25 protein-coding genes, 1 tRNA gene and 1 pseudogene are annotated in these 22,934 nt (G+C 64.0%); 10 read left to right on the forward strand and 17 right to left on the reverse strand.

The genetic code is table 11. The features are described 5' to 3' along the window. The 10 genes and pseudogenes from CR492_RS18185 to CR492_RS18230 all read right to left on the reverse strand — a co-directional run. Positions 1-350 (reverse strand): annotated as a pseudogene (locus CR492_RS18185) (hypothetical protein); the annotation flags it as partial. After that, positions 347-895: a type II secretion system protein GspM gene (gspM, locus tag CR492_RS18190; RefSeq protein WP_102845153.1), complete on the reverse strand. Its 549-nt coding sequence runs from the start codon at positions 893-895 to the stop codon at positions 347-349. The gene gspM and the pseudogene CR492_RS18185, both read right to left, overlap by 4 nt. After that, positions 892-2,025 carry a PilN domain-containing protein gene (locus CR492_RS18195; protein ID WP_102845154.1) on the reverse strand — a complete coding sequence of 378 codons (1,134 nt, stop codon included), beginning with the start codon at positions 2,023-2,025 and terminating at the stop codon, positions 892-894. The genes gspM and CR492_RS18195 overlap by 4 nt, the downstream gene beginning before the upstream one ends. Positions 2,026-2,076: 51 nt before the next feature. Continuing rightward, complete coding sequence (locus CR492_RS18200) at positions 2,077-2,973, reverse strand: general secretion pathway protein GspK (RefSeq protein ID WP_102845155.1); 897 nt, start codon at positions 2,971-2,973, stop codon at positions 2,077-2,079. After that, positions 2,970-3,734: a PulJ/GspJ family protein gene (locus CR492_RS18205; protein WP_102845156.1), complete on the reverse strand. Its 765-nt coding sequence runs from the start codon at positions 3,732-3,734 to the stop codon at positions 2,970-2,972. Before CR492_RS18205 ends, CR492_RS18200 begins: the two co-directional genes overlap by 4 nt. Continuing rightward, positions 3,731-4,186 (reverse strand): type II secretion system protein, encoded by a 456-nt coding sequence (locus tag CR492_RS18210; protein WP_245412160.1) that lies wholly within the window; start codon positions 4,184-4,186, stop codon positions 3,731-3,733. Before CR492_RS18210 ends, CR492_RS18205 begins: the two co-directional genes overlap by 4 nt. After that, positions 4,164-4,625 carry a prepilin-type N-terminal cleavage/methylation domain-containing protein gene (locus CR492_RS18215; RefSeq protein WP_102845157.1) on the reverse strand — a complete coding sequence of 154 codons (462 nt, stop codon included), beginning with the start codon at positions 4,623-4,625 and terminating at the stop codon, positions 4,164-4,166. The genes CR492_RS18210 and CR492_RS18215 overlap by 23 nt, the downstream gene beginning before the upstream one ends. Further along, on the reverse strand, positions 4,622-5,140 hold the full coding sequence (gspG, locus tag CR492_RS18220) for a type II secretion system major pseudopilin GspG (RefSeq protein ID WP_245412161.1): 519 nt from the start codon (positions 5,138-5,140) through the stop codon (positions 4,622-4,624). The genes CR492_RS18215 and gspG overlap by 4 nt, the downstream gene beginning before the upstream one ends. A 129-nt stretch (positions 5,141-5,269) precedes the next feature. Next, a complete protein-coding gene (locus CR492_RS18225) occupies positions 5,270-6,484 on the reverse strand; it encodes a type II secretion system F family protein (RefSeq protein ID WP_102845158.1) in 1,215 nt (404 codons plus the stop codon). Positions 6,485-6,596: 112 nt separating this feature from the next. Further along, positions 6,597-8,282 carry a GspE/PulE family protein gene (locus tag CR492_RS18230; protein WP_102845159.1) on the reverse strand — a complete coding sequence of 562 codons (1,686 nt, stop codon included), beginning with the start codon at positions 8,280-8,282 and terminating at the stop codon, positions 6,597-6,599. Between the two features lie 196 nt (positions 8,283-8,478). On the opposite strand from CR492_RS18230, the gene gspD reads away from it, so the two are divergent. From gspD to CR492_RS18250, 4 genes are all read left to right on the forward strand, one after another. After that, complete coding sequence (gene gspD / locus CR492_RS18235) at positions 8,479-10,884, forward strand: type II secretion system secretin GspD (RefSeq protein WP_102845160.1); 2,406 nt, start codon at positions 8,479-8,481, stop codon at positions 10,882-10,884. After that, complete coding sequence (locus CR492_RS18240; protein WP_102845161.1) at positions 10,881-11,495, forward strand: prepilin peptidase; 615 nt, start codon at positions 10,881-10,883, stop codon at positions 11,493-11,495. Before gspD ends, CR492_RS18240 begins: the two co-directional genes overlap by 4 nt. A gap of 89 nt (positions 11,496-11,584) precedes the next feature. Further along, complete coding sequence (locus CR492_RS18245) at positions 11,585-12,076, forward strand: tetratricopeptide repeat protein (RefSeq protein WP_180982610.1); 492 nt, start codon at positions 11,585-11,587, stop codon at positions 12,074-12,076. Positions 12,077-12,168: 92 nt separating this feature from the next. After that, positions 12,169-12,242: transfer RNA gene (locus CR492_RS18250), tRNA-Gly, on the forward strand. A 66-nt stretch (positions 12,243-12,308) separates the two neighbouring features. Here CR492_RS18250 and CR492_RS18255 read toward each other — a convergent pair. Together CR492_RS18255 and CR492_RS21225 are read right to left on the reverse strand one after the other, a co-directional pair. Next, a complete protein-coding gene (locus tag CR492_RS18255; RefSeq protein WP_245412162.1) occupies positions 12,309-13,100 on the reverse strand; it encodes a hypothetical protein in 792 nt (263 codons plus the stop codon). Further along, a complete protein-coding gene (locus tag CR492_RS21225; protein WP_245412163.1) occupies positions 13,097-13,276 on the reverse strand; it encodes a hypothetical protein in 180 nt (59 codons plus the stop codon). The genes CR492_RS18255 and CR492_RS21225 overlap by 4 nt, the downstream gene beginning before the upstream one ends. Positions 13,277-13,694: 418 nt before the next feature. Between CR492_RS21225 and CR492_RS18260 the strand changes: the two genes are divergently transcribed. The 3 genes from CR492_RS18260 to CR492_RS18270 all read left to right on the forward strand — a co-directional run bounded on the left by CR492_RS18260 (position 13,695) and on the right by CR492_RS18270 (position 16,725). Beyond that, positions 13,695-15,071, forward strand: a complete 1,377-nt coding sequence (locus CR492_RS18260) for a carbohydrate porin (RefSeq protein WP_180982611.1) — start codon at positions 13,695-13,697, stop codon at positions 15,069-15,071. Between the two features lie 137 nt (positions 15,072-15,208). Next, complete coding sequence (locus tag CR492_RS18265; RefSeq protein ID WP_102845164.1) at positions 15,209-16,264, forward strand: enoyl-CoA hydratase/isomerase family protein; 1,056 nt, start codon at positions 15,209-15,211, stop codon at positions 16,262-16,264. Beyond that, entirely contained in the window at positions 16,261-16,725 is a 465-nt protein-coding gene (locus CR492_RS18270) for a DUF6163 family protein (RefSeq protein ID WP_102845165.1), read from the forward strand. Before CR492_RS18265 ends, CR492_RS18270 begins: the two co-directional genes overlap by 4 nt. 331 nt (positions 16,726-17,056) lie before the next feature. Here CR492_RS18270 and rplI read toward each other — a convergent pair whose 3' ends face one another. The 5 genes from rplI to CR492_RS18295 all read right to left on the reverse strand — a co-directional run bounded on the left by rplI (position 17,057) and on the right by CR492_RS18295 (position 20,255). Beyond that, complete coding sequence (gene rplI / locus CR492_RS18275; RefSeq protein WP_102845166.1) at positions 17,057-17,626, reverse strand: 50S ribosomal protein L9; 570 nt, start codon at positions 17,624-17,626, stop codon at positions 17,057-17,059. A 28-nt stretch (positions 17,627-17,654) separates the two neighbouring features. Next, complete coding sequence (locus CR492_RS18280) at positions 17,655-18,707, reverse strand: hypothetical protein (RefSeq protein WP_102845167.1); 1,053 nt, start codon at positions 18,705-18,707, stop codon at positions 17,655-17,657. 148 nt (positions 18,708-18,855) lie between these two features. Continuing rightward, a complete protein-coding gene (gene rpsR / locus CR492_RS18285; protein ID WP_012589939.1) occupies positions 18,856-19,098 on the reverse strand; it encodes a 30S ribosomal protein S18 in 243 nt (80 codons plus the stop codon). Further along, positions 19,098-19,538, reverse strand: coding sequence for a 30S ribosomal protein S6 (gene rpsF / locus CR492_RS18290; protein WP_102845168.1), 441 nt, complete (start codon positions 19,536-19,538; stop codon positions 19,098-19,100). Before rpsF ends, rpsR begins: the two co-directional genes overlap by 1 nt. A 300-nt stretch (positions 19,539-19,838) precedes the next feature. After that, positions 19,839-20,255 carry a YkgJ family cysteine cluster protein gene (locus CR492_RS18295; protein ID WP_102845169.1) on the reverse strand — a complete coding sequence of 139 codons (417 nt, stop codon included), beginning with the start codon at positions 20,253-20,255 and terminating at the stop codon, positions 19,839-19,841. A gap of 250 nt (positions 20,256-20,505) precedes the next feature. Here CR492_RS18295 and fabD point away from each other — a divergent pair, with 250 nt between their 5' ends. The 3 genes from fabD to CR492_RS18310 all read left to right on the forward strand — a co-directional run bounded on the left by fabD (position 20,506) and on the right by CR492_RS18310 (position 22,745). Next, a complete protein-coding gene (fabD, locus tag CR492_RS18300) occupies positions 20,506-21,459 on the forward strand; it encodes an ACP S-malonyltransferase (RefSeq protein ID WP_102845170.1) in 954 nt (317 codons plus the stop codon). A 24-nt stretch (positions 21,460-21,483) separates the two neighbouring features. Further along, complete coding sequence (gene fabG, locus CR492_RS18305) at positions 21,484-22,221, forward strand: 3-oxoacyl-[acyl-carrier-protein] reductase (protein WP_102845171.1); 738 nt, start codon at positions 21,484-21,486, stop codon at positions 22,219-22,221. Positions 22,222-22,505: 284 nt separating this feature from the next. Next, a complete protein-coding gene (locus CR492_RS18310; RefSeq protein ID WP_012589934.1) occupies positions 22,506-22,745 on the forward strand; it encodes an acyl carrier protein in 240 nt (79 codons plus the stop codon). The last annotated feature ends 189 nt before the right edge of the window (positions 22,746-22,934 follow it).

Consider the following 22,934-nt stretch of genomic DNA (forward strand, 5'->3'; position numbering starts at 1 on the left):
GGCGGGGGCGGCGGCCGGCGCGAGACGGAAAATAGCGGCCGCTCACGGGTGGCCCGCAAGGACTCGAATGTGATCGAGGAGAGCGGATTGAACTTGGCGCCGCGCGGGTGCGTCGCCGGCGCAGCCGGGGCCTCCTCAGGCGGGGCCGATTGATCCGTCTCCAGGTCTGCCGGAGCCTCGGCAGTCGAGATCGGGGAGGGGGCGGGCGCGACGGGAGCCGCCTCCTTCGAGGACAGATCATTGCGGGGAGCGAGGACGTGCTTATTCGCGCGCGAGGGTTCGGCCAAGGCGAAGGCAGGCAAGGCGGCGGCGAGCATGAGGGCGGACATCGTCAAGCGGCGCGACGTCATTTCGGGACCCGCCATTGACCGGCGACGTCGATTTGCACCCGCATCTTTTTTCCTTCCACGGCGCCGCCCCCTTGGGACGACTGGATAATCAGTTGCTCAACGAACAGGAAGGGCGCCCGTTCCTCAATATCGTAGAGCAACGGCTGCAACGCCGTCTGTGCGACTTCGCAGCTGGTCGACAGGACCACAAACCCTTCGCTCGCCTGCGATCCCTGGAGATCGATCTGCGAGGACAATACGCTCCCTCCGACCGCCGCGACCGCGGCGACGACGCGGCGCTGCAGCTCCGCGCCCGCGACGGTGATGGTCGGGCCTTCAAGGAAAGGCGAACCGTCTATTTCGTCGCCGGCTTGCTTGCCTGCGCCGGCGCGTCCCTCAAGCGCGGCAAGTCTCGAGCCGGCGGAGATATAATCGGCGTAGGCGTCGCCCAAGCCCGCCGAGGTCAACCAAATCGTCACAATCAACCCTATCACAACCGCGACATAGACTAAAGCGGCTAGGGCGCCCGATTGGCTGATGCGTTTGCTAAAATCGGCGAAGTTCATTGGCTTTGCGCCTCCGGCCTATGGACGCCCGGCGAGATATGCGCCTCGATGAAGAAATGCTGCCCGGCGTCCGAGGGCAGCCGCGTCGTCGGCGCGAAAAACACGGCATGCGTGAATTGCGGCGATTGCTCGATGAGGCGGATGAGCCCGGTGGCGTCGCGCGCGACGCCGACGATCTGGACCTTGTCGCTCTCGACGCGCAATTCGGTCAGGTAGGAATCATCGGGTAGAATACGCGACAATTCGTCGTAAACGACGATCATCGAGGGCGCGTCGCTCTTTCTTTGCCGCAACGCGAGGGCGGCTGCGCCGGTCGGATCGGCGCCCGACCCCAGCGCCGCGCGGCGCTCTGTGATCTTGTGATTGATATCCTCGAGTCGGGACTGAAGTTCGCTTGTAGCGAGGGCTGAAACGGCAAGAGCGATGGCGCAAAGTAGGCCAAGGCCGATGAGGAGACCCGCGAGCCAGCGCCGCAGCCGTCTGGCGTCGAGCGCCGCGCCGATTTTTTGCTCGAATATCTTGACGGGCTCGGTTCCGCTCTGCGGATTGCCCGCGGCGGGCGCCCGGGTTGAAATGATGACTCTCTCGACGCCGAAGGGGGCGATCGCATCGACATAGGGCGTCAACAGGCGCCGCGACGTGGCGGCGACGGTGACAAGCATGCGGTCGCCAGCGGTCTCGGTCGACGGCAGGCAGCCGAACGCCGCCTCGGCGGGTCCCCACGGCGTCAACCGATCGATCTGCGCCCGGACGATGCCCTCCAGAAAGTCGGCGGCGCGGCGGGGCAGGTAAAGCGGCCGGAACAGAAAACGATCCGGCCGCAGCTCGATCTCGACGCGCGCGCCGGACAAGATTTGTCCGAGCGCCACGCTGTCGCTGGCAATCACGACGCCGTCTTTCATCTGGATCCGTCCGGCGCCGGCCCGGGCTTTGCCTTCGGCCTTGCGCGCGCCGGCGCCTCCCTTGGCGCCGGGCGGCGCGGAATCCTCGATCGTGAAGGCGCCGTCATCGCACTCGGCGAGGCGAGCGAAACGCGGCGGGCGGAAAGTCTCGCGCCAGGCCAGCGTGGCGGTCGCCACTTCGTCCAGCCAATGCGAGGCTCTGGCGGACAGCGTATCGATGAAGCTCATGCCATTTTCCGGCTCGATCAGGGTGATTTGCGTTGGATCGATATCATGGGTTTAGAAACTTCCGTCGAAATCGTCACGCCAGGAAAGGACGCGGTAGGGCTGCGCGTCCTTGTCGGCAAACAAAATCACGGCCTCGGAATTCACGCGGCGTCCCGATGAAAAGCGCAATCCGACATTGACGCGGCTTGCCTTGCGCGGCTCGAGTGACACGCTGTCCTTGGCCCGCCCGAGCAGCGAAAGGATCGCTTTGGCGTCAAGCGCGCCGCGCTTTTGGACAATTGTCGCGGCCACATCGGCATTGAGATGCGGCAGGCTTTCGACGATCTCAGGCGCGGCGGCGAAGACGTCGATCTGCGGCAGGCCGTTGAACACGGTCACGAAAGCCATGCAGCTTTCGACGAGGTCCGGCGGTAGACCCAGCACGAAACGCAGCTCGGCGATATTCTGGAACGGCGTCTGCCGCGGCGCATAACTGAGGCCCGCGTCCTTGTAGAGGTCGGCCTCCTTGTTCTGCTTGCCGGCCTCGCCCTTCTTGCGCCAGCCGATGATTCGGTCGGCAAAAGAATCGGCGTCGTCGGATTTCGCGCCGAGGGTCTTGAACAATCCGGCAAGCAGGTCTTTCGGGGCGGCGTTGAGGTCGATTCGCCCGCCCTCGCTGCGGAAGGTCACAAGGATTTCGGCGCCGCCCATCCGAAACTGAAATTCGCCCAAGCTGCGCGGATCGTCGTCGCTGCGCCCGAGCAGCCGTAGCGCCGTCAGTTCGAGCGCGGAAGAGACCAGCGCCTCCGCTTGCAGCCTGTCGGAGGTGGCGCGGGCGGCGACCGCGCTGGCGCTGGCGTAGAAGGAGTAGATCGAGGCGAGCATCGCCAGCGCAGCGAGGATCCACAAGACGGCGACGAGGACAAAGCCGGTTTCGCCGCAGGCCGGCGCCCCTGCGGAGCGCCTCATAACACAGCGCCATGCGCGGGCGGAGAGCCGGCGGGCGATGACGAATTGGGCGCGGCGGGCTCGCGCGCCTTGCCGGGTTCGGACAGACATTGCGTGCCGGCTCCCGTCGCGGCGCAGGAGGCGGGCGCGTTGATGTGGATCAGGGCCGCCGTCGAGGCGGCGAGAATTTCGTCCGAGGGGCCATCGCGCACCGTAATGCGAACGGCGGCCGGCAGGCGGTTCGAATCGGTCCAGGCTTCAGTCCAGATGCGGTCCGCCCCGGCAAAGCCGAACGAAACTTTGAGTGGCGGACGCAACAGCAGGGTCTTGTCCGAGAATTCAAAATCTTCGGATTTCGCGCCAAGGCTCGCCTGTGGCGTGAAGACGGCGCGCGAGCGGCTGAGGCCGCCGTCTTCGCCGCCGGCGATTTTGATGATCTCGAGTCCCGTGGGGACCGGCCCCGTTGAGGGTCGAGGGCCGATCGGCGCGCGCACGAAGGTGACCGCGTCGGCCGAGCCGTAGAACAGGATACCAGGATCGCCGATCGGCGTCATATACTCGGCGGCGGCGAGATCCGAGGTGACCCGGTCCAGGGCGAGGCTGACGAGTTCGGCCTGCTCGATCCGGTGATAACCGGCGCGCCAGCGCGGCAGCCATTGCGCGGTGATGGCGCCGAGAATCGAAAGAATGAGGCCCATCATGGCGACCGCCACGAGCGCCTCGAACAGCGTGAAGCCCGCCTCGCTTTGACGGGGATCTGCCGGCGCGCCGGTAACGCTCATTGGGTCTCGCTCGGAATGAGCCGCAGCGTCTCGACCTCGATCATCGAACCCGTTTCGCCGCGCACCGTGATGACGATCCTTTGCGGCGTCCAGGCCGGCGCGGCCTTGGTGGAAGGCGGGGGCGAAGGGTCGGGGAAGGGCGTCGAGCCGATTGAAAAATCCGCCGAGCCCATCTCGCCCGAGAGCTCTTCCGTGAGACGGGCGCGATTGGGCAGCGCCGCCTCGATCTTGCGCAGCGCGGAGACAAGCGCCAGCCTCTGCTCGATCTGCCGCACCGAGCGGGTATTCGACGCCACGAGCGAGCCGATCGCCGCAAGGCAGACAGCGATGACCGCGAGCGCGACCAGCGCTTCTATGAGAGTGAAGCCGGCGCGGCTCGAACCTCGGACGATAGCCGACGGCAGCGCTTGGCCTGCAAAGGGTCGCGGCTCAAAACGTCTTCTGGGGCACAATTTCGACGCCTCCGGTGAGCCAGGCGACGCGCACTTCGAGGGTTTCGCCAAGCCGCGACAGCGAGAGCGCGCCGCCGCAGGAAAGCCCGGACGGGAAGAAGGAAATCGTTGTCCCGGCGGGGTGCTGATCGCAGCTCTCCACCAGCATCGCGCTGAAACTGACGTCGCCTGGCACGATGACGTGATTTTGCCCAGCGCCGGAGCGGATGACGCGCCCGACCGTATCGATTTCGGTTGAGACCGGCGCGCCGCGGCGCATGGCGGCGTTGCGGTCCGCCTTGAGCAGGCTCGCCGTCGCCATCGCCAGCGCCTGAAGCTGCGCGGGCGAAGTGGCGCGGGGAAAGGCCGGCATCACAACCGCCGCCAGAATCGCGATAATGGCGAGCACGCATACCGTTTCGAGCAAAGTGAAGCCGCCTTGACCGCGCCGTGAGTTCATCGGCTCTCCGCTTTCTTCAGGCCTCCGATTTCCGTGCTCTTGATGTCGGCGGCAAGACCCGAGCCGCCTTCCTGTCCGTCGGAGCCGAGGGACGTGATTTCGAATGGGCCGCGCTCAGCCGGCGAACGGTAAATATAGGCATGCGCCCAAGGATCGATTGGAACATTATTGCCCTTTATATATGGGCCGTTCCATGCGGTTGCGCCACCAGGCCGCTGGACCAGCGCGGTCAGCCCCTGCGCCGTCGTCGGATAGCGCCCCATATCGAGGAAATAGAGGTCGAGCGAACTCGAGAGGCTTTCGATCTGAATGGTCGCCGCCTTGACCTTGGATTCCGAGAGATAATTCAGCACGCGCGGACCGACGAGGCCCATGATCAGGCCGATAATGGTGATGACGACCAGAATTTCGACGAGGGTGAATCCGGCCTCGCCGGCGCGGCGGGAAGGCGATGGGATGCCGGGCTGCGCGCCGAGCCGGAAAAGGGCGACGATGGATGTTTTGCCGTTGTTCATTCCGCGACCGTTGTTCAATGTGTCCCGCGATTCTTCTGATCGATTATTGCGACCAAACCATGAGCCTGTCCCGCGGCTTGCCGCTTTTTCCAGCCGCGCCGAGTCGGCCGATTGCCTGAGCCCACGACCTTAGCCCACCACCTGGCTGACCGACATGAGCGCCGTCATGATCGAGACGATCAGACCACCGACGATGATGCTGATTGTGACGATCGCCAAAGGCCCGATGACGCCGACGAGCTTGTCGAGGCTGCGTTGCAGCTTGACCTCATAATAGCCGGCGATGCGCTCGGCGAGGAGGGGCAATTGCCCGGAATCCTCGCCAAGGCGCAAGGTGCGCACCGCCATCGGCGGCAGAGCGCGCGTGTCGCTGAGAGCGTCCGACAGCTTTCCGCCATGGCGCACACGATCGACTGTTTGCTGCCAGGCCGGCGAGCCGCCGGCCGTCGCCATCATGTCGGCGAGAATGCGCAAGGTGGCGGTCAACGTGACCCCGGCGGCGAGCAGCACGCCGAGATTGCGGCAGAACACGGCTGTTTGATGGTAGCTCATGATTCGGCTGACGAGCGGCAGCCGCGCCAGAACGCGCATCAGGGCGTTGCGCGTTTGCGGCCGGCGCAGCAGGAAAAATGCGGCGGCGCCAAACGCAGCGAAGCCGAGGCCGAGCGCCGCCTTGTTGGCCGAGAAGAAATCCGAGAGGGCGAGAAAGCCGGTCACGATCGGATCGAGTTTGGCGTTGAAGTCGCGCAGCACGGCGCCAAATTGCGGCAGCACGAATGTCAGAAAGAAAATCAGCACCGCGCCGGCCGCGGAGAGCACAAACGCCGGATAGCGCAAGGCGTCGCCGACCTTGCGACGCAATGCCTCGGAGCGCGTGCGCTCCGCCGTGATCGCTTCGAGCACCGGAACGAGATTGCCGGAAGTCTCGCCGACGCGCACAAGCGCGACATACATCGGCGGGAACAGGGCGGGGTGATGCGAGAGCGCGTCGGCGAAGCTCTCGCCGCCGAGAATCGCCGCCGTCAGCTTCGCGATCGTCGGCCGCAGGCGGCCGACGTCGGCGTCGGTTGCGACGAGATCCAGGGCTTCGTTGATGCGCGCGCCGGTGCGCAGCAGCAAGGCGAGATCGCCGGTGAAGAAGGTGACTTCCTCAAAGCGCGGCGCCGCCGTGAAAGTCAGGCCGAAGCGCGCCGCGCGCGCGCCGGCGTCATCAAGCTTGGTGTCGACCGGAATGAGGCCAAGATATTCAATGCGCACGGCGACCTCGGCCGCGCTTTCGGCCGCGATGACGCCGCTGACGATTTCGCCCGTCTGGGTCAGCGCGGAATAGCGAAAACTGAGCATATAACGAGATCCGACAAGGACGCGGACAGGGTGCGCGAGGGTCGGCGCGGTTCGGGGAATATGTCAATACAAATCTCCGCTGCCTCGCCGCGCGCGCGGCGAGGCCCCGGCCTCAGCGGATTGTGGTGACGCGCAAAACCTCGGCGGTCGAGGTGACGCCTGATCGGCATTTGGCGACGGCGTCCTCGACCATCGTCGTCATGCCGGCGCGGCGGGCGGCGCGATCGATGCTGTGCGCGTCGGCGTGCGGGCCAACGAGCTCATAGGCCTCGCCTTTGAGTTCGAGGATCTCGAAGATTCCGTTGCGGCCCCGATAGCCAAAGCCGCCGCAGCGCTCGCAACCAACCGGCTCATAGATGGCGTCGTCGCAGCGAAGACCGAGCGCGCTGAGCCGCGGATCGGCCTCGAGCGCCTCCTGCGTCAAAATGCGCTTCTTCTTGCAGCGTTCGCAGAGCACGCGCACCAGACGCTGCGCGATCACAGCGCGCAGCGTCGATTTCAGCAAGAACCCCTCGACGCCAAGATCGAGCAGGCGCGGGATCGCGGCGGCCGCGGATTCGGTGTGCAGCGTCGTCAGCACGAGATGGCCCGTCAGCGCGGCGTGAACGGCAATGTTCGCCGTCTCGGAATCGCGCACCTCGCCGACCATGATGACGTCGGGATCCTGGCGCACGAAGGCGCGCATCGCCGTGGCGAAGGTCAGTCCGATGCCGGCCTTGACCTGGCTCTGATTCACCCCCGGCAATTCATATTCGACCGGATCCTCGATGGTCAGGATTTTCCGCGAGGGCTGATTCAAAAGCGACAGCATGGTCGCGAGCGAGGTCGTCTTGCCGCTGCCGGTCGGGCCGGTGACGACAATCAGCCCATGCGGCAACTCCAGCAGGCGCATCAAAATCTTGTCATCCGCCGCCGAGAGGCCAAGCCTTGCGACGTCGAGCAGGCCGCGATCCTGCGGCAGAAGGCGCAGCACGGCGGATTCGCCATATTGCGTCGGCATGGTCGCGACGCGAATGTCGATGTCGGACCTTGCGATGCGCTGGCGCGCAGCGCCGTCCTGCGGTAGGCGCCGTTCGGCGATATTCAGTCCGGCGAGGATTTTTATGCGCGACAGCAGGGCTTGCGGCAGGGCGTCGGCCGGGGCCGGCACCGTCCGTAACAGTCCGTCGACGCGCATGCGCACGGTCAGCCCGTTGCGAAACGGCTCGATGTGGATATCGCTGGCGCGGAGCTCGACGGCGCGTTCGAGCAGATCGTTGACGGCGCGCACGACGGGCGCGCCGCTGGCGAGGTCGCGCAGGCTTTCGATATCGTCGTCGGCGCTCGCGCTCGAGCGGGCTTCGTCGGGGGAGGCGGCCTCATCGGCGCCGATCCGTTCGCCGAGAATGATCGCAATATCCTCAAAGGAGGCGACCTCGACCTCGACCGGTCCGCCGAGCACGATCTCCGCCGCCCGCGCGGCGGCGCGGTCGCTCGGATCGGCGGCGGCGAGCTTCAGGCCGCCATCCTCGGCCCGGAAAGGAAAGATCGACGTTTCGCGCAGGAAGCGCGCAGAAAACCGGTCGGTCAGCGCTTTCGCCGCGACAAGTTCAGGCAGGCTCAGGCGCCGCATGCCATAAAAATTCGCAACTTCGTCGGCAAATCCATTCGCCGAAAGGTCTGTCGCCTCCCAGATTTTCCGCAATGCGGGCTCGCCGGTCGGCTCGGTTGAGACGAGGGTCGCGAGCGTCGCCTCGGACGACATCATTTTCTTGTGAACAAGGAGTTTTGTGAATTCGTCCAAAGAACCGGAGCTCATGAGACCGCGCCTGGCGAAGGGTTGCGTAAATTCGTCGTAATGCCTGAATATGGTCGCAAGAAGCCGCTTATAACGGGCGTCTGGCTGCGGCCTCTCGCCCTGCTGGCGGGCAAGGCTTCATCATAGTATCAAACTGTGACATTCATCGCTAACGCGTCGGTTCGGTCCTCAGCCGCGTCTTGTTCGAGTAGGGTTATTGTTGAGACTCCAGGGCCGCGCCAAAGTTTATCTTTCGAGCCGCGTGATTTCGGCTGGTCTGTTCGTCTGTATCAGCGTTCTCGTTGCAGCCTGCGCGCAATCGCCGCTGATGGGCGGCGGCAATGAAGCGCCGGATGCGGTCGATCGCGTTCGCGGCCTCGATCTGCAGCCGCGCTTTCCGAAATCGAGCGATACCGTTAACACCGGCGTCGGCGGTAATGACCGTCCGCAGCTCTACTACGGCAGCACTGCCGACGGGTCAGCGGCCGCCTCCGGCGGAGGCGACAGCGCCGGCGCAGGTTCTGGCGCGGGCGGCGGCGGGGGCGTCGATCTCAACTTCGAAAACGCGCCGATCACCGCGGTCGCCAAGGTGATCCTCGGCGACGTGCTCGGCCTCGGCTACGCCGTCGACCCACGCGTGCAGGGCACCATCACGCTGTCGTCGGGGCGCCCCGTGCCGAAATCGCGGCTGCTGTCCGTCCTCGAGAGCGCTCTACGCACCAGCAACGCCGTCCTCGTGCACGACGCTGGCGGCTATCGCATCATTCCGGTTGACGACGCGGTTGGCAATGGAAGCGTCGATCGCGGCGGCTCCCGGCTCGAGCCGGGCTACGGCATGACCGTGGTTCCGGTCCAGCATGTTTCGGTCCAGACCATCAACAAACTGCTCGAAGGCTTCGCCACGAGGCCAGGCGCGATTCGCGTCGATTCCGGGACGAATATGGTCATCATCGTCGGCACCGGGGTCGAACGCCGCACCGCCGTCGACACGGTCCTCAGCTTCGATCAGGACTGGATGCGCGGCCAATCGGTCGGCATTATTCCGGTGCGGAACACGACGCCCGAGCCAATCGTCGTCGAACTCGAGAAAATTCTCGACTCGGGTGAGGCCGGCCTCAGCCAGAACATGGTGAAGGTGCAGGCGATGAACCGCTCCAACGCCGTGCTGGTCGTGGCGCGCAAGCCGGAGCTTCTGCGCGCGGCGGCGACCTGGATCGCCCGTCTCGACGGATCGGCGACGGCAAGCACTGGCGTCAAGGTCTACCGCGTCCGTTATGGCGACGCGAAGCTGATCGCAAGATTGCTCAGCGACCTCTTTACCGGCGGCGCCAGCAGCAGCGACAGCGCGGCGAATTCGCTTGCGCCAGGGTCCGGCTCCTCTGTGTCGACCACCGATCGCCTGACGGGTGGAACCGCGTCCCTCGCCGCATCGGCGGGCGGAGGCGGATCAGCCGGTTCATCGCTTGGCGCTGGCTCTGGCTCCAGCTCCTCGTCATCCCTTGGCGCTGGCGCAGGTTCGTCGGGCGCGGGTTCGCAAAGTCCCTTCGGCACGCTCGGCAGCGCTGGCGCCGCAGGCGGCGCGGGCGGCGCTGACAGTTCGGCGGCGGGCGGCGCAGGCTCCAGCTCGGGAGGACTTGGCGGCGGCGGCAAAGGTCCTGTGCTGCTGCCGGGCGTCAGAATCATGGCCGATACAGCCAATAATTCCGTCGTCATCTACGCCAATCAGCAAAGCTACAAGGTCATCGAAAAGGCGCTGGAGCAGCTCGACCGGCCAAAACTTCAGGTCGCAATCGACCTCACCATCGCCGAAGTCACCTTGAACGACACGCTGAACTACGGCGTGCAGTTTTTCCTCGGCAGCAGCAATCTCGGCCTCGGCACCAATAATGGCTTTGTCACCAATACGGCGTCGAGCATACCGCTGTCGCAGACCTCGGGAAGCGGCGGCACCACGCCGGGCTTCAACCTCACGCTCGGCAATGCGGCCAGTCCGCGCGTGATCATCAACGCGCTGCATCAATATACCGACGTCAAAGTGCTCTCCAATCCCTCGCTCGTCGTCGTCGACAACCAGGTCGCGACCTTGCAGGTCGGTGACGAAATTCCGATCCAGACCGGCTCGGCGACAGTGCTTTCGGCCAATAACGCCGTCGTCAACACCATCGACTACAAGAACACCGGCATCATTCTGCGCGTGCAGCCGCGCGTCAATTTCAATGGCAATGTCTCGCTCGATGTCGAGCAGGAGATCAGCAATCAGGCGGGGACTTCCGCTCTCGGTCCGACCTTCTCGCAGCGCAAGGTCAAGAGCTCCATCCTCGTCGCCAGCGGGCAGACCGTGCTGCTCGCGGGGCTTATCAGCGACGGCGTCAATGGCACAAAGGCGGGAATTCCGGTCGCCGACCAGATTCCCGTCCTCGGCAATCTTTTCAACAATAATTCGAACAGACTGGTCAGCCGAACCGAACTCATCATCTTCATCCGGCCGCAGATCATCCGCGATGGCGTCGACGCCTCCTTCGTGGCCGAGGAGCTGCGCTCGAAGCTGCGCGGCAACAAGGTCGGCGACATCTATCCCACGGGAGCGGTGACGCCGGTCCCGCTGCGGGCGCTGCAACAATGAGTTGGCGCGCCGCGACCAGCGTTCTCCTTCGCCGCGGCGCCGACTCGCGCGAGGGCCGCATGATCGGGATCGCCGCGCTGGTCGGCCTTGGCGCCGCCGCCGTTGTGACGAGCCTTACCTTCGCGCCGGGCTTCTCCGGATGGTTCGGCGCGGCTCTGGCGCTTTTGACGCTCGCCATCGCGGTCATCGACGCGCGGTCCTTTCTCATCCCGAACGAACTGAGCCTCGCCGTTTTCGCATTGGCGCTCGTCTCTACGGCGGTCGGGGCGCCGGAGGGCGCAATGACAGGCGTGGCGTTTGCCATCCTGCGCGCCTGCGTGCTGGGCCTTGCCTTTTTCGCCCTGCGGGAAGTCTATTATCGCTGGCGCGGCCGCGAGGGCATCGGGTTTGGTGACGTCAAGCTCGCCGCGGCCGGCGGCGCCTGGCTCGACTGGCCGATGATGCCGGTCGCCGTCGAGATCGCTGCGCTCGCGGCGATCGCCGCTTATTTGCTCGTCCAGTCTGCCGGGCGCCGCCGCATCGACGCTTCCGAGCGTTTGCCGTTCGGCCTTTTTCTCGCGCCGGCGATTTGGCTCGGATGGCTCATTCAGACCGGCAATTTTGGATTTTGAGGCGCGCCATGGCCTTTTTAGCGAGTCCTGCAAATTCTAAGACGCAGCCGCGGCCGGGCCGGCGGCGCGCCCGCGGTTTTCGCGGCGCAATGGCCGCCTGCCTCTTGTTCGCGGCGGCGGATCCGGCTCTGGCGCAGGATCGCCTGCAAATCGGCGTCGCGGCGGCGCGCGCCCATAATTACGTCAAAGCGGCGGAGATTTTCCTGCCCCTGGCGACCTCCGGCGATCCACGCGCCCAGGCCTTTCTCGGTTTTATGTATCAACGCGGCCAGGGCGTACCGCAGAACTGGATCGTGTCCGCGGCCTGGTATCGGTGCTCGGCCAATCAGGGCTTCGCCAATGCGCAATATGAACTGGGGCTGATGTACGACAAGGGCCACGGCGTTCCGCAGGATTACGTTCTTGCCTATACATGGCTTAATCTTGCGGTCGCCGGCGCAGGGCCTGAGCGTGATCATTGGGTGGTCGTGCGCGACGCGGTGCTGTCGAAACTGACCCTTTTGCAGCGTCAGTCGGCGCAATTGCTCGCCTTCACGCAGCCTCCGGCGCAGCCTTGCCTGCCGATCGAGACGGGGCTTTGAACAAGGCCGTATTGACCAAAGCCCGCTTTGACTTGGCGTTCGATAATCGCGTATAGGGCATTTCGTCGGCGCCCTCGATAAAGGGACGCTGCGCGGGTGTAGCTCAATGGTAGAGCAGCAGCCTTCCAAGCTGAATACGAGGGTTCGATTCCCTTCACCCGCTCCAATTTTTCTCCGATTGTTCACAATTGAAACCGGCGTCGCTTGCCAGCTGCGCGAAACCGACCAAGGTTCAGGATCGGGCGGGCCGCTCGACCACATTCGTCCAAAAGCGGCGAAGACTGTCGAGACCTCCAGCCGTGGAGCTCCAGAGCGTCGCATCGCCAATCAAGAGAGCGCCGGCAAAAGTCTCCGGCCGCGACTGGAGCGGGGCGTCGAAAGTGGTGTGTCCGTCCTCGACAAAGGGGTGAGGCGGCGCGGTCAGATCGATCGCCTGTCGCGCGAGCACGTCGAGTTTGACGGCGTCGTCGCCGAGACGCGCAAAATGCGGCAGATGCGGGTGGAGATTGAAATTCATGACGCCGGCCAGCAGTTTCAGCCGGTCGAGCGCCGTTCCGATCTCGAGCAGCGCCGGCGATCCATCCGGCGCGGCGGCAGGGTGTAGCCCGAAGCGATTTTCGACCGGAACCCCAAGCGCTGCAAGCAGCGAACGGCCGAAGCCGCCAAAGCGCTGCTGCGGCGGAATCGTGCGATCGCCATGGTGCAAAAAAGCCGTTTCCTGAAGCTGAAGCCGCTCAGAGTCGGAGAGGTTGGAAGCCTCGCCGATGTTATGGTGGGGGCAGACGAAAACAAGATGATCGGGGTTGTCGAGGAAGCGCCGGACGGCGTCCGCCTCGGCGCCGCTCGCCTGCTGCCCCGTTCTGAGCGAATCGAAGCTGACGACGATCAAGGTGTCGACGCGTTCGAGAATTGCACCGTCCAGCGGCGTCAGCTCGCCGCTATCGTCGACGCGCTCGACTTCAAGAACAGCTGTGCCGGTCGCTGCGCCCGTCTGCTCGACGAAGGCCGTGTAATTGGGCTTCAAGATATGGTCGAGGAAGCCCGTGATGCTTTGGTCGAAGCGGCGTGGGTCCGATAGTTCCTCCAGAGCATGCGCCGGCTTTCGAACAGCGCCGGAAATCGATTCTCGATGATCGAAAGCGGGGCGCCGGTCTCGCCCGGCCGACTCCAGGCGTAGTAGAGGGCGACTCTGCGGGCCATTCGCAATCCTTTGCAGCGGGACGCTTGGGGTCGAGATGAAAACCGATTTGAGGAAGACGGCGTCGCGACGGGGGGCAAACGCAAAATTACCCCGTCAGCAGCATTTTGACTCGCCTCATTTGTTTTGTCGCGGCCGGAAGCCGAAAGGCGCGCCGTCCGCATCGCAGCGGCTCGTTCAATAAATGTTGCATCTTTACATCGCGATGAAGAATTGTTCGGCGCGTGACGAAGCTCGTAGAGGGACAATTGTCGAACTAGAACAATACTAAAACACAACACTTGCGACAGGCGGAAGCCTCGCTTTATCCCTTCTACAGGCAACGTCGGGTTGCATGTTTTGGGGGACGATATGCGCGTTTCTTTACTTAGCGCTTTGCATCGGCGCAGCTGGGCGCGCGCTGCTGCGTCCGCGGCCGCTTTGACCATCGGATCTGCGGGCCTTGCCCATGCGGCGGACGTGGCGGCCAAGCCGCCCGAGGCGCCGCCGCCCGGCATCTGCGACGCGTCGCCGTCGATCACGACGAGCATCGCCATTCCCGTCGCAGGCGACATCAAGAAATATCTCTGCGACCACGGGATCAACCTACAGGTCAATTACATCGGCGAAGTGTTCGGCAATCCGACCGGCGGCATCAAACAAGGCGCCCGCTACGAGCAGCGCGTTGAACTCGGCCTCGACGCCGATCTCGACAAGCTGGCCGGGTTGAAAGGGTTGACCTTCCATGTCAACGCCTATTCGATCGCGGGGCAGAGCGTCACGACCTATAATCTTCTAAACTATTCGGCGATCAGTAATATCGCAGCGCATCCCGGCCTGTCGTTGTTCGAGCTCTGGGCCGAGCAAAAGCTGTTCGACGACAAGGTGGCGATCCGCATCGGCCAGCTTGCGGCGGACAGCGAATTCTTCATCAGCGAATTCGGCGGCCTCTACACCAACTCCACCTTCGGCTGGCCAAATCCGATGGCCGTCAACCTCCCCAGCGGCGGGCCGGCCTATCCGTATGCGACGCCCGCCGTGCGCATAAAATACAATCCCATCGACTCGCTCACCCTGATGGGCGCCGTGTTCAACGGCGATCCGACCGGCGCGGGCTTTACCGGCGAGGTCTATCAGAACGATCCCTCCGGAACGGATTTCCGGCTGCAGGATTCGCCATTCGTGATTGGCGAGGCGGCCTACGCCTACAATCAGGAAAAGGATTCGACGGGCCTCGCCGGCACGCTGAAATTCGGCGGCTGGTATCATTTCGGCAATTTCTACAGCCAGCACTATGACACCAATAATGTGTCGCTCGCCTCTCCAGACAGCAACGGAATCGCAAAACAGGTCCAGGGCGACTGGGGCCTTTACGGCATCCTCGACCAGATGGTGTGGCGCCTTCCCGGCGATGATCCGAAAAAAGGCGTCGGCGTCTTTGCGCGCGTGACAGGGGCCCCCAATTTTCAGAACACCATGAATTTTTACGTCGACGGCGGCGTAAATTTCATGGGTCTGTGGTCGGCCCGGCCGGATGATTCGTTCGGCCTCGCCGTCGCCTATTCGGAAATATCGCCGTCGGCGCGGGCGCTCGACCAGGAGACCGCGTTCTTCTCGGGAACCTATATGCCGTCCCGCAACTATGAAGTCGCGCTCGAACTCACCTATTCGGCGCAGATCATTCCTGGCTTCACGATTCAGCCGGATTTCCAATACATCTTCCATCCGGGCGCCGGCGCGGCGAACCCGCTTGATCCCAACAACGCCCCGATCCCGGACGCCGCGGTGTTTGGCGTGCGTTCTGTCATCCGCTTCTGACGCCGGACCCTCGCCCCAAAGGGCGCGGTTTAGTAGGGTCGACGCCTCCGCCTCGCGGGGGCGTCGTTCGTTCGGGCCCGGCCGATCGTTGACGACGCGCTGTCTTGGAGGATAAGCCTCGTTGCGAGGAGCGGACCATGGTTCAAGCCGACGTCATCATCGAAACCCGCGGGGCCTGCGGCCTTATCACGCTCAATCGGCCGGCCGCGCTGAATTCGTTGAATATCAGCATGGCCCGCGCGATTGCCGCCGCGCTCGATCGCTGGCGGACGGATGCGGCGGTCGGATGTGTCGCGATCAGGGGAGCCGGCGGGCGGGCCTTTTGCGCCGGCGCCGATATTCGCGCGCTTTATGAACTCGGCAAGAGCGGGCATGGCGACGAACAGCTCGCTTTTTTCCGTCAGGAATACCGTCTCGACCATGCCATCGCGCGCTACCCGAAGCCCGTCGTCGCGCTGATCGACGGGATCGTCATGGGCGGCGGGGTCGGGCTTTCCGTGCACACGGCCCATTGCGTCGCTGGCGACAGCGTCACATTCGCCATGCCCGAAGTCGGCATCGGCTTCTTCCCCGATGTCGGCGCGACCTATTTTCTGTCCCGCCTGCCGGGCGCCATTGGCGCTTTTCTCGCCCTGACCGGCGCGCGGATCGGATCGGGCGACGTGCTCGCTCTGAAACTCGCCTCGGCCTACGTTCCTTCAGCGCGTCACGAGGCGCTGACAGAGCGGCTCGCCAAGGGAGAAGCGCCTGCGGCTGCGATCGCGGCGGAAGCAGAGACCCCTCCGGACTCTGCCTTCATCAAAGAGCGGAGCTGGATCGACCGCTGCTTCAAGGCGCCGACGGTCGCGGCGATCGTGCAGCGGCTTGGCAATGAACAATCGGGTTTTGCCGCGTCATGCCTCGCCGCGCTCGCCTCGAAGTCGCCGACGAGCCTCGCGATCGCCCTGCGTCAGGTTCAGATCGGCGCGGATCTCGATCTTGAAGAGGCGCTGCGCGTCGAATTTCGCATCGCTGCGCGCATTCTTGCCGGCCATGATTATTATGAGGGCGTCCGCGCGACGATCGTCGATAAGGATCAGCGGCCGAAATGGCTGCCCGCCGACTTTGCGGCGGTCACCAGCGGGGATATTCAGTCCTACTTTGCCCCGCTCGCCGAGGAGCTCGAATTTTCGGCGCCGGCGGCCGCCGCATGAAAAGTTTTGGCGGCTCCGAACGGGAGACGGCGCGCGATGGATCGGCGGCAATCCGGATTGGCGACGCCGGAGCGTCCGAAGAAAAATCGATCTGGGGACTGATCCTCGTCGTCTTCATGCGCGTTCTGGCGGCGCTTTGGGTGTTGCAGGGCTTAAGCCAATGGGGCGCCATCTTGACGCCGCGCGAGCCTTTGTTCGATCAGGTTGACGGTGTCTTTGGGGCGGCGGTGATCTTTTTCGCCATCCTCGATCTTGTGGCGGCTGTCGGGCTTTGGCTGGCGACGCCCTGGGGCGGCGTGCTGTGGCTGTTCAGCGCGATCGCTCAGATGTTCGCGGCGCTGATGGTTCCCGGCTTCTTCGCCAACGCCTGGATCGGCGTCAATATGATATTGATCATCGCTTATTTTGCCCTGACCTGGCGGGCTGGGCTGTCGCGCGAAGACGCCAGTCGCCGCCGATAGGCCTGGAGCTCTGAAGAGTTCCTTGCGCCACGAATGCGCGCCCCGGCGCAAGGCGGTCCCTTGGCTCTTCTGCGCGACAGCCGGGCTCAGGCCAGCGGCATCCACCCGGCCTTGAAAACCTCGTTCATATTCCGATCAGATTGAATCGCTCTGATCGACAAGAGTATGCTCAAGCTCTTGAATCTGGCCGAGTTCTTATCGACCGAATGATTTCATCCGGTCGGCAAGCGCTTCAGAGCATCCGCCGGAAAAGCTGAGGCTTTTTGGATCAAGCGGATGCGTTGAAACAATGGGCTAAGAGAAAAGCCGTTCCAGTTGGATCGGTTTTGATCTAGCGGTCGCCGAGGCTGCCGCCTGCGTCGGCCAGCGCCGCGCCGACTTCGAGGCCGAGATCGTCCATGGTGGCCTCTTCGACGACATTGACCTCTTCACCGGCGGCCTGACGTTCGGCTTCCGCGGGCGAGCGGGCGACATTGACCGTGATCGTGGCGACGACCTCCGGGTGCAGATGAACCGGCACCTCATGCAATCCGATCGACTTGATCGGCGCGGCGAGAACGATCTGGTTGCGATTGGCCGAAAAGCCGCCCGCGGTGACGATCTCGGCGATATCGCGCGGCGACACCGAGCCGTAAAGATGGCCGGTCTCGCCGGCCTGCCGGATGATGACGAAGACCTGACCGTTGAGCGTTTCGGCGACCGCCGACGCTTCGCTCTTCAGCTCCAGATTGCGCGTTTCGAGCTGGGCGCGCTGCGTTTCGAAGCGCGCCTTGTTGGCGGCCGTCGCGCGCAGCGCCTTGCCGCCGGGCAGCAGGAAATTGCGGGCGTAGCCGTCCTTGACGCGCACCATGTCGCCCATCTGGCCGAGCTTGGCGATGCGCTCCATCAAAATAACTTCCATTGGTATCGTCCTTGTCGTGTTGTGTTGATCAGGATTTGCGGGTGAGAGAATTTCGCTTGCGCGCGCGCAAGGAAAAGATCGATTCGGCGACGCCAATCGCGGCGAAGGCGATCAGCAGCCACGGCGGCGCCAGCAGGACGAGGCCGAAATAAACGAATCCGAGAAGCAGCGTCCGATATTTCAGTCCGCGGGACACGTCATGGACGACGGCGAGCCCCTCCAGCGCAAATCCCATGGCGAGCGTCGCGGCGACGATCGCGCTGACGACGCCGGCAAGACCACCGACAAAGCTGACCCCGATGGCGACGACAAGCGCCGGAACGTAGATGCGCGAGAGCCCCAGCTCGCGCGGAATGTCCGGCCACGGACGCGGCAGCAGCGCGGAGATCTGCGCCGCGCGGGCGGCGAGCCACAGATTGGCGAGCAGCATCAAAAGCGTCGAGGCGGCGATCGCCGGCGGCGCGGCAAGCGCCATCAGCCGCGCCATCTTGTGCAGATCGATTCCCTGGGGCAGGGGCGCCTCCGCCGCCAACATTTCGAGCACGGGCGTCAGGGTCGCGTCCGCATGCGCCAGCGCCGCGGCAAAGCCGCCGTGGCGGGCTGTTGCGATGATCGTGGTGACGACGCCGACCGTCGCCGCAATGGCGATCGCCGTGGCGAGCAGCCACTCCAGCGGATGGAACTCCTGCGACGCGGCGCCAGCGCGCAGCTGGCCTAGCGCGCGAGCCTCTTTCGGCTTGGTCAAAGCGAGAAAACTCAACCACAGGGCCGGGGCGGCAAGGGCAAGGGCGAAGGTCGCGCCGGCGAACGCGGCCGTTCCGGCGCTTGCGCCGCTTTCCTGGTGGGCCTGTTGCAGATAGGCGATCACACAGACGGCGAGGGTGGCGACGGCCCCGGCGATAAGGCCCGCGGTTCGTCCGAAACCGATCATGGCGATCATGATCGGCAGCGGCGATAAATAGGCGAGGGCGATGGCGGCGAAAGTCGCCTGGGAAACCAGGCAAAACAACAGCGCCGAGGCAAGGCCGGCGCCGGCCGCCGCGGCAAAGGCCGCGCTCGAAGAGGAAACCCGATTGACCATATGGTTTGCTGTCCCGCTTGCGGCGGTTAGAGGCGGGTCAGAGCCTTTCGCCCGCCCGTCCCAACACAGGGTCCAACCGATCGACGACCGGTTGGGTGATATTTATCGCTACAGGACCTCGGCGCTTAAATAAGCGCGGCGGGAAAGCCTACCGGATCACATAGGGCAGCAGGCCGAGGAAGCGGGCGCGCTTGATCGCCTGCGCGAGTTCGCGCTGCTTCTTGGCCGACACGGCGGTGATGCGCGAGGGCACGATCTTGCCGCGTTCCGAAATGTAGCGCGAAAGGAGTCGCGTATCCTTGTAGTCGATCTTCGGCGCGTTCGGGCCCGAGAAGGGGCACGTCTTGCGGCGGCGGAAGAATGGACGGCGTGGCGCTGCGGTCGTCGTCATCAGAAGCCTCCCTCTTCGCTGGCGGGCGCGTCATCGCGCGGACGGCGCGGGGGACGGTCGGGGCGCGGCCCGCGGCCGCGATCGCCGCGATCGGGGCGATCGCCGCGATCGTCGTCATCGCGCTTGCGCATCATCGCCGACTGGCCAGCTTCGAGCGCCTCGACGCGGATCGTCAGCAGACGAAGCACGTCTTCATTGAGGCTGCTCTGACGCTCCATCTCGGTGATGGCGGCGGCCGGCGCGTCAATGTTCAAAAGGGTGAAATGCGCCTTGCGGTTCTTCTTGATGCGATAGGCGAGGGTCTTGACGCCCCAATATTCGACCTTCTCGATCTTGCCGCCGAGAGATTCGATGATCCCCCGGAACTGCTCGGTCAGCGCTTCCACCTGCTGGGCGGAAACATCCTGACGCGCGAGATAAATATGCTCGTAGAGAGCCATGCGTGTGCCTTTCTAAAACGTCTCTCGCGGCGCTCCGGCGCAGAGCCCTTCGAGCCCTGGAAAGGCTCGACAAGACAAACGAAGGCGGAGACACTGGAAAGCGGAGGCGTATTTCCATCAGCGCTTGACGTCGATCCGGAAAGTCTGCGACTTTTCGGCGTCCTGCTATGGCGCATCCTGCCCGCGAATGCGGGTTTTCCGTTCAGCCCCCGGCCGAAGCCGCGAAGGGCGCTTTATAGACGGATTTCCGCCGCAGGCAAGTCGCCGCCGATCAAGAACGTGGGCGGCCGCTCGCAAAAGTCAGACGCAAGGCCCGCATTCCCCATTTGGCCAGATGCGCCAGGCCTTGAGCCCGGCTTTGGCGACGACCAGCCGGCCGCTTTTCGCCACTGAGAGAAGATGCATGAAAATCAGCGGATGACGCCAAGCCATCGGTTTGGCTGGATCGCAGACGGCGCGATATTCGTCCGAATCCGGATCCTCCATCAAGAGGACCCCGACCCGGTCCGGGCGCAGCCGCGAACTGAGGCCGCGATCGCCTTTCCAGAGACATTCATAGTCGCGGCAGACGTCCGGGCGCGATTGATAGATGCTGCAGCCGGCGGTCTCAACACAATGCGGGCACCAGGGTCCTGCCGGCTTCTCTAATTCGGCGATCTCAAGCACCTTGCAGCAAAAGCCGCATGCGCCGCAGGCTTTTCCCGGAATTGACGACATTGCGTCCCGCTTGTTCTGGCTTCTCGTCGATTCGACTATTCTTAAAGCTTTTCCGAGAACAGCCAAGATGCGAGTAGATTTGCAGACCAAAGGGCTCCGCTGGAATTGCCGCCGGATAAAATCTCCAGGAGGCTACTCTAGTGGAAATGACGCGCGCCGCTTGACAGAGGTTTGCTGCGGTGTCACTCGCTGCCGCCTCAAGAAGAATTGGATCTTTTCGGAATGAGGCTTTGAGCGGCGGGATGCGGATTTGACGAAAGCTTTCCTGTTTCCAGGTCAAGGTTCGCAATCTGTCGGTATGGCCAAAGCGCTCGCCGAGAGATTTCCGCAGGCGCGCGCGCTTCTCGACGAGGTCGATGACGCGCTGGGACAGCGCCTGTCCGACTTGATGTTTGAAGGTCCGCTCGACGAACTGACCCTGACCGCCAATGCGCAGCCGGCGCTGATGGCGGCAAGCCTTGCCGCCATCCGCGTGCTCGAGGCGGAAGCGGGCCTTGATCTGAAGCGCGACGCCGCTTTTGTCGCTGGCCATTCGCTTGGCGAATATTCGGCGCTCGCCGCTGCAGGTTCAATCAGCGTCGCCGACGCCGCAAGGCTGCTGCGCCTTCGCGGCGAAGCGATGCAGGCGGCGGCTCCCGTCGGCGTCGGGGCGATGGCGGCGCTGCTCGGGGTCGAGGCCGACGCGGCGCAGGAGATCGCCAGCCAGGCGGCCGCGGAATCAGGCGCAGACGTCGTTTGCGAGGTCGCAAACGACAATGGCGGCGGCCAGACCGTCGTCTCGGGATCAACGGAAGCCGTCAATCGCGCCATCGACATCGCGAAATCTAAGGGCGCCCGGCGGGCGATTTTGTTGCCGGTCTCGGCCCCGTTCCACTGCGCCCTGATGCAGCCTGCGGCCAAGGTCATGAGCGCAGCGCTGGCCGATGTCGCCATCGCGCCGCCCGTTGCGCCGCTCGTCGCCAATGTGCTGGCTGCTCCCGTCAGCGATCCGGAAGAAATTCGCCGTCTTCTCGTCGCGCAGGTGACGGGCGCGGTTCGCTGGCGCGAAAGCCTTCTGTTCATGGCGGGCGCGGGCGTCGGTCTGTTCGTCGAATGCGGCGCTGGCAAGGTTCTTTCAGGCCTCATCAAACGCGTCTGCGCTGGCGCCATCGGCATTTCGGTTGGAACGCCGGAAGATGTCGCGGCCTACAGGGCGCTCGCCTGAGCGGCGCATATTGGAGTTCTTAGAATGTTCGATCTTTCCGGCAAGACCGCTCTTGTCACGGGCGCGAGCGGCGGCATCGGCAAAGAAATCGCCCGCGCGCTGCACGCCCAGGGCGCCCGCGTCGCAATCTCCGGCACGCGGCGGGAGGCTCTCGATGCGCTTGCCGCCGAACTCGGGTCGCGGGTCGAAATGCTGCCCTGCGATCTCTCCGACGCGCAGGCGGTCGAAGCGCTTGTGCCCGCGTCGGAAGCCGCGCTGGGCGGGCTCGATATTCTCGTCAGCAACGCCGGCGTCACGCGCGACAATCTCTTCATGCGCATGAAGGATGAGGAGTGGGACAACGTCATCGCGATCAATCTGACCGCGAGCTTCCGTCTCGCCCGCGCCTGCGTCAAATCAATGATGCGCAAGCGCTTTGGCCGGATCATCGGAATCACGTCGGTCGTCGGCGTGGTCGGCAATGCCGGGCAGGGCAATTACGCAGCTTCGAAGGCGGGCATGATCGGCATGTTCAAAAGTCTCGCCAGCGAGGTCGCGAGCCGCAACGTGACTGTCAATTGCGTTGCGCCGGGCTTCATTGAAAGCCCGATGACGGATGCGCTCAACGAAAAACAACGTGCCGCCGTGCTGACGACCGTGCCGATGGGCCGGCTCGGAACGGGCGCGGAAATTGCGGCCTCAGTGGTCTATCTGGCGAGTTCGGAAGCCTCATATGTGACTGGCCAGACCCTCCATGTTAACGGAGGAATGGCAATGATTTGAGTGATTTAACAGGAATTACCGGGCGCGCGCGCAAGCTCTCGCCAAGGTGAATGAAGTGTGTTACCAAGCCTGCGTTGTGCTGTGAGGGGAAAGCGATCTTTGCGGGATTGAAGAGCCGGATCGGCCTCCAATCCAAAGCTGCGCGTCGAACTTCAGCCGTCGGATCTGCCGATACGAAGGTTTGGACGCAGGTTTGTAAACAGCGCGCATGGCTAAAGACGCCGGGCGCCGCGCATTGACGTCGGCCAATGTCGGCAATTTATGAGGACGAGGATAAAACGACCATGAGCGATGTCGCTGAGCGGGTGAAGAAAATCGTAATCGAGCATCTCGGCGTGGATGCCGATAAAGTTGTCGACAATGCCAATTTCATTGAGGACCTTGGCGCGGATTCGCTCGATACGGTCGAGCTCGTGATGGCCTTCGAAGAAGAATTCAGCGTCGAGATTCCGGACGACGCGGCGGAGACGATCGTGACTGTTGGCGACGCGGTCAACTTCCTCGAGAAGGCGACAGCCGCCTGATCTTTGCGCCGCGCTGCGCTTGCGCGCGGGAGCGTTCCTTCGATCACCGTCCGCGATCAATGTCGTAATCGTTTTACAGCGACCGCCGTTATCCGGCCGGGCGCCGGAACGCTTTTCCACCGAATCAATCTGGCTAAGTCGATAAGAAGTCGCTCCAGAGTCGCAAGCCGGAGCATATTCTGGTCGATT

Source organism: Methylocella silvestris, from assembly GCF_002891535.1.
Lineage (GTDB): Bacteria > Pseudomonadota > Alphaproteobacteria > Rhizobiales > Beijerinckiaceae > Methylocapsa > Methylocapsa silvestris_A.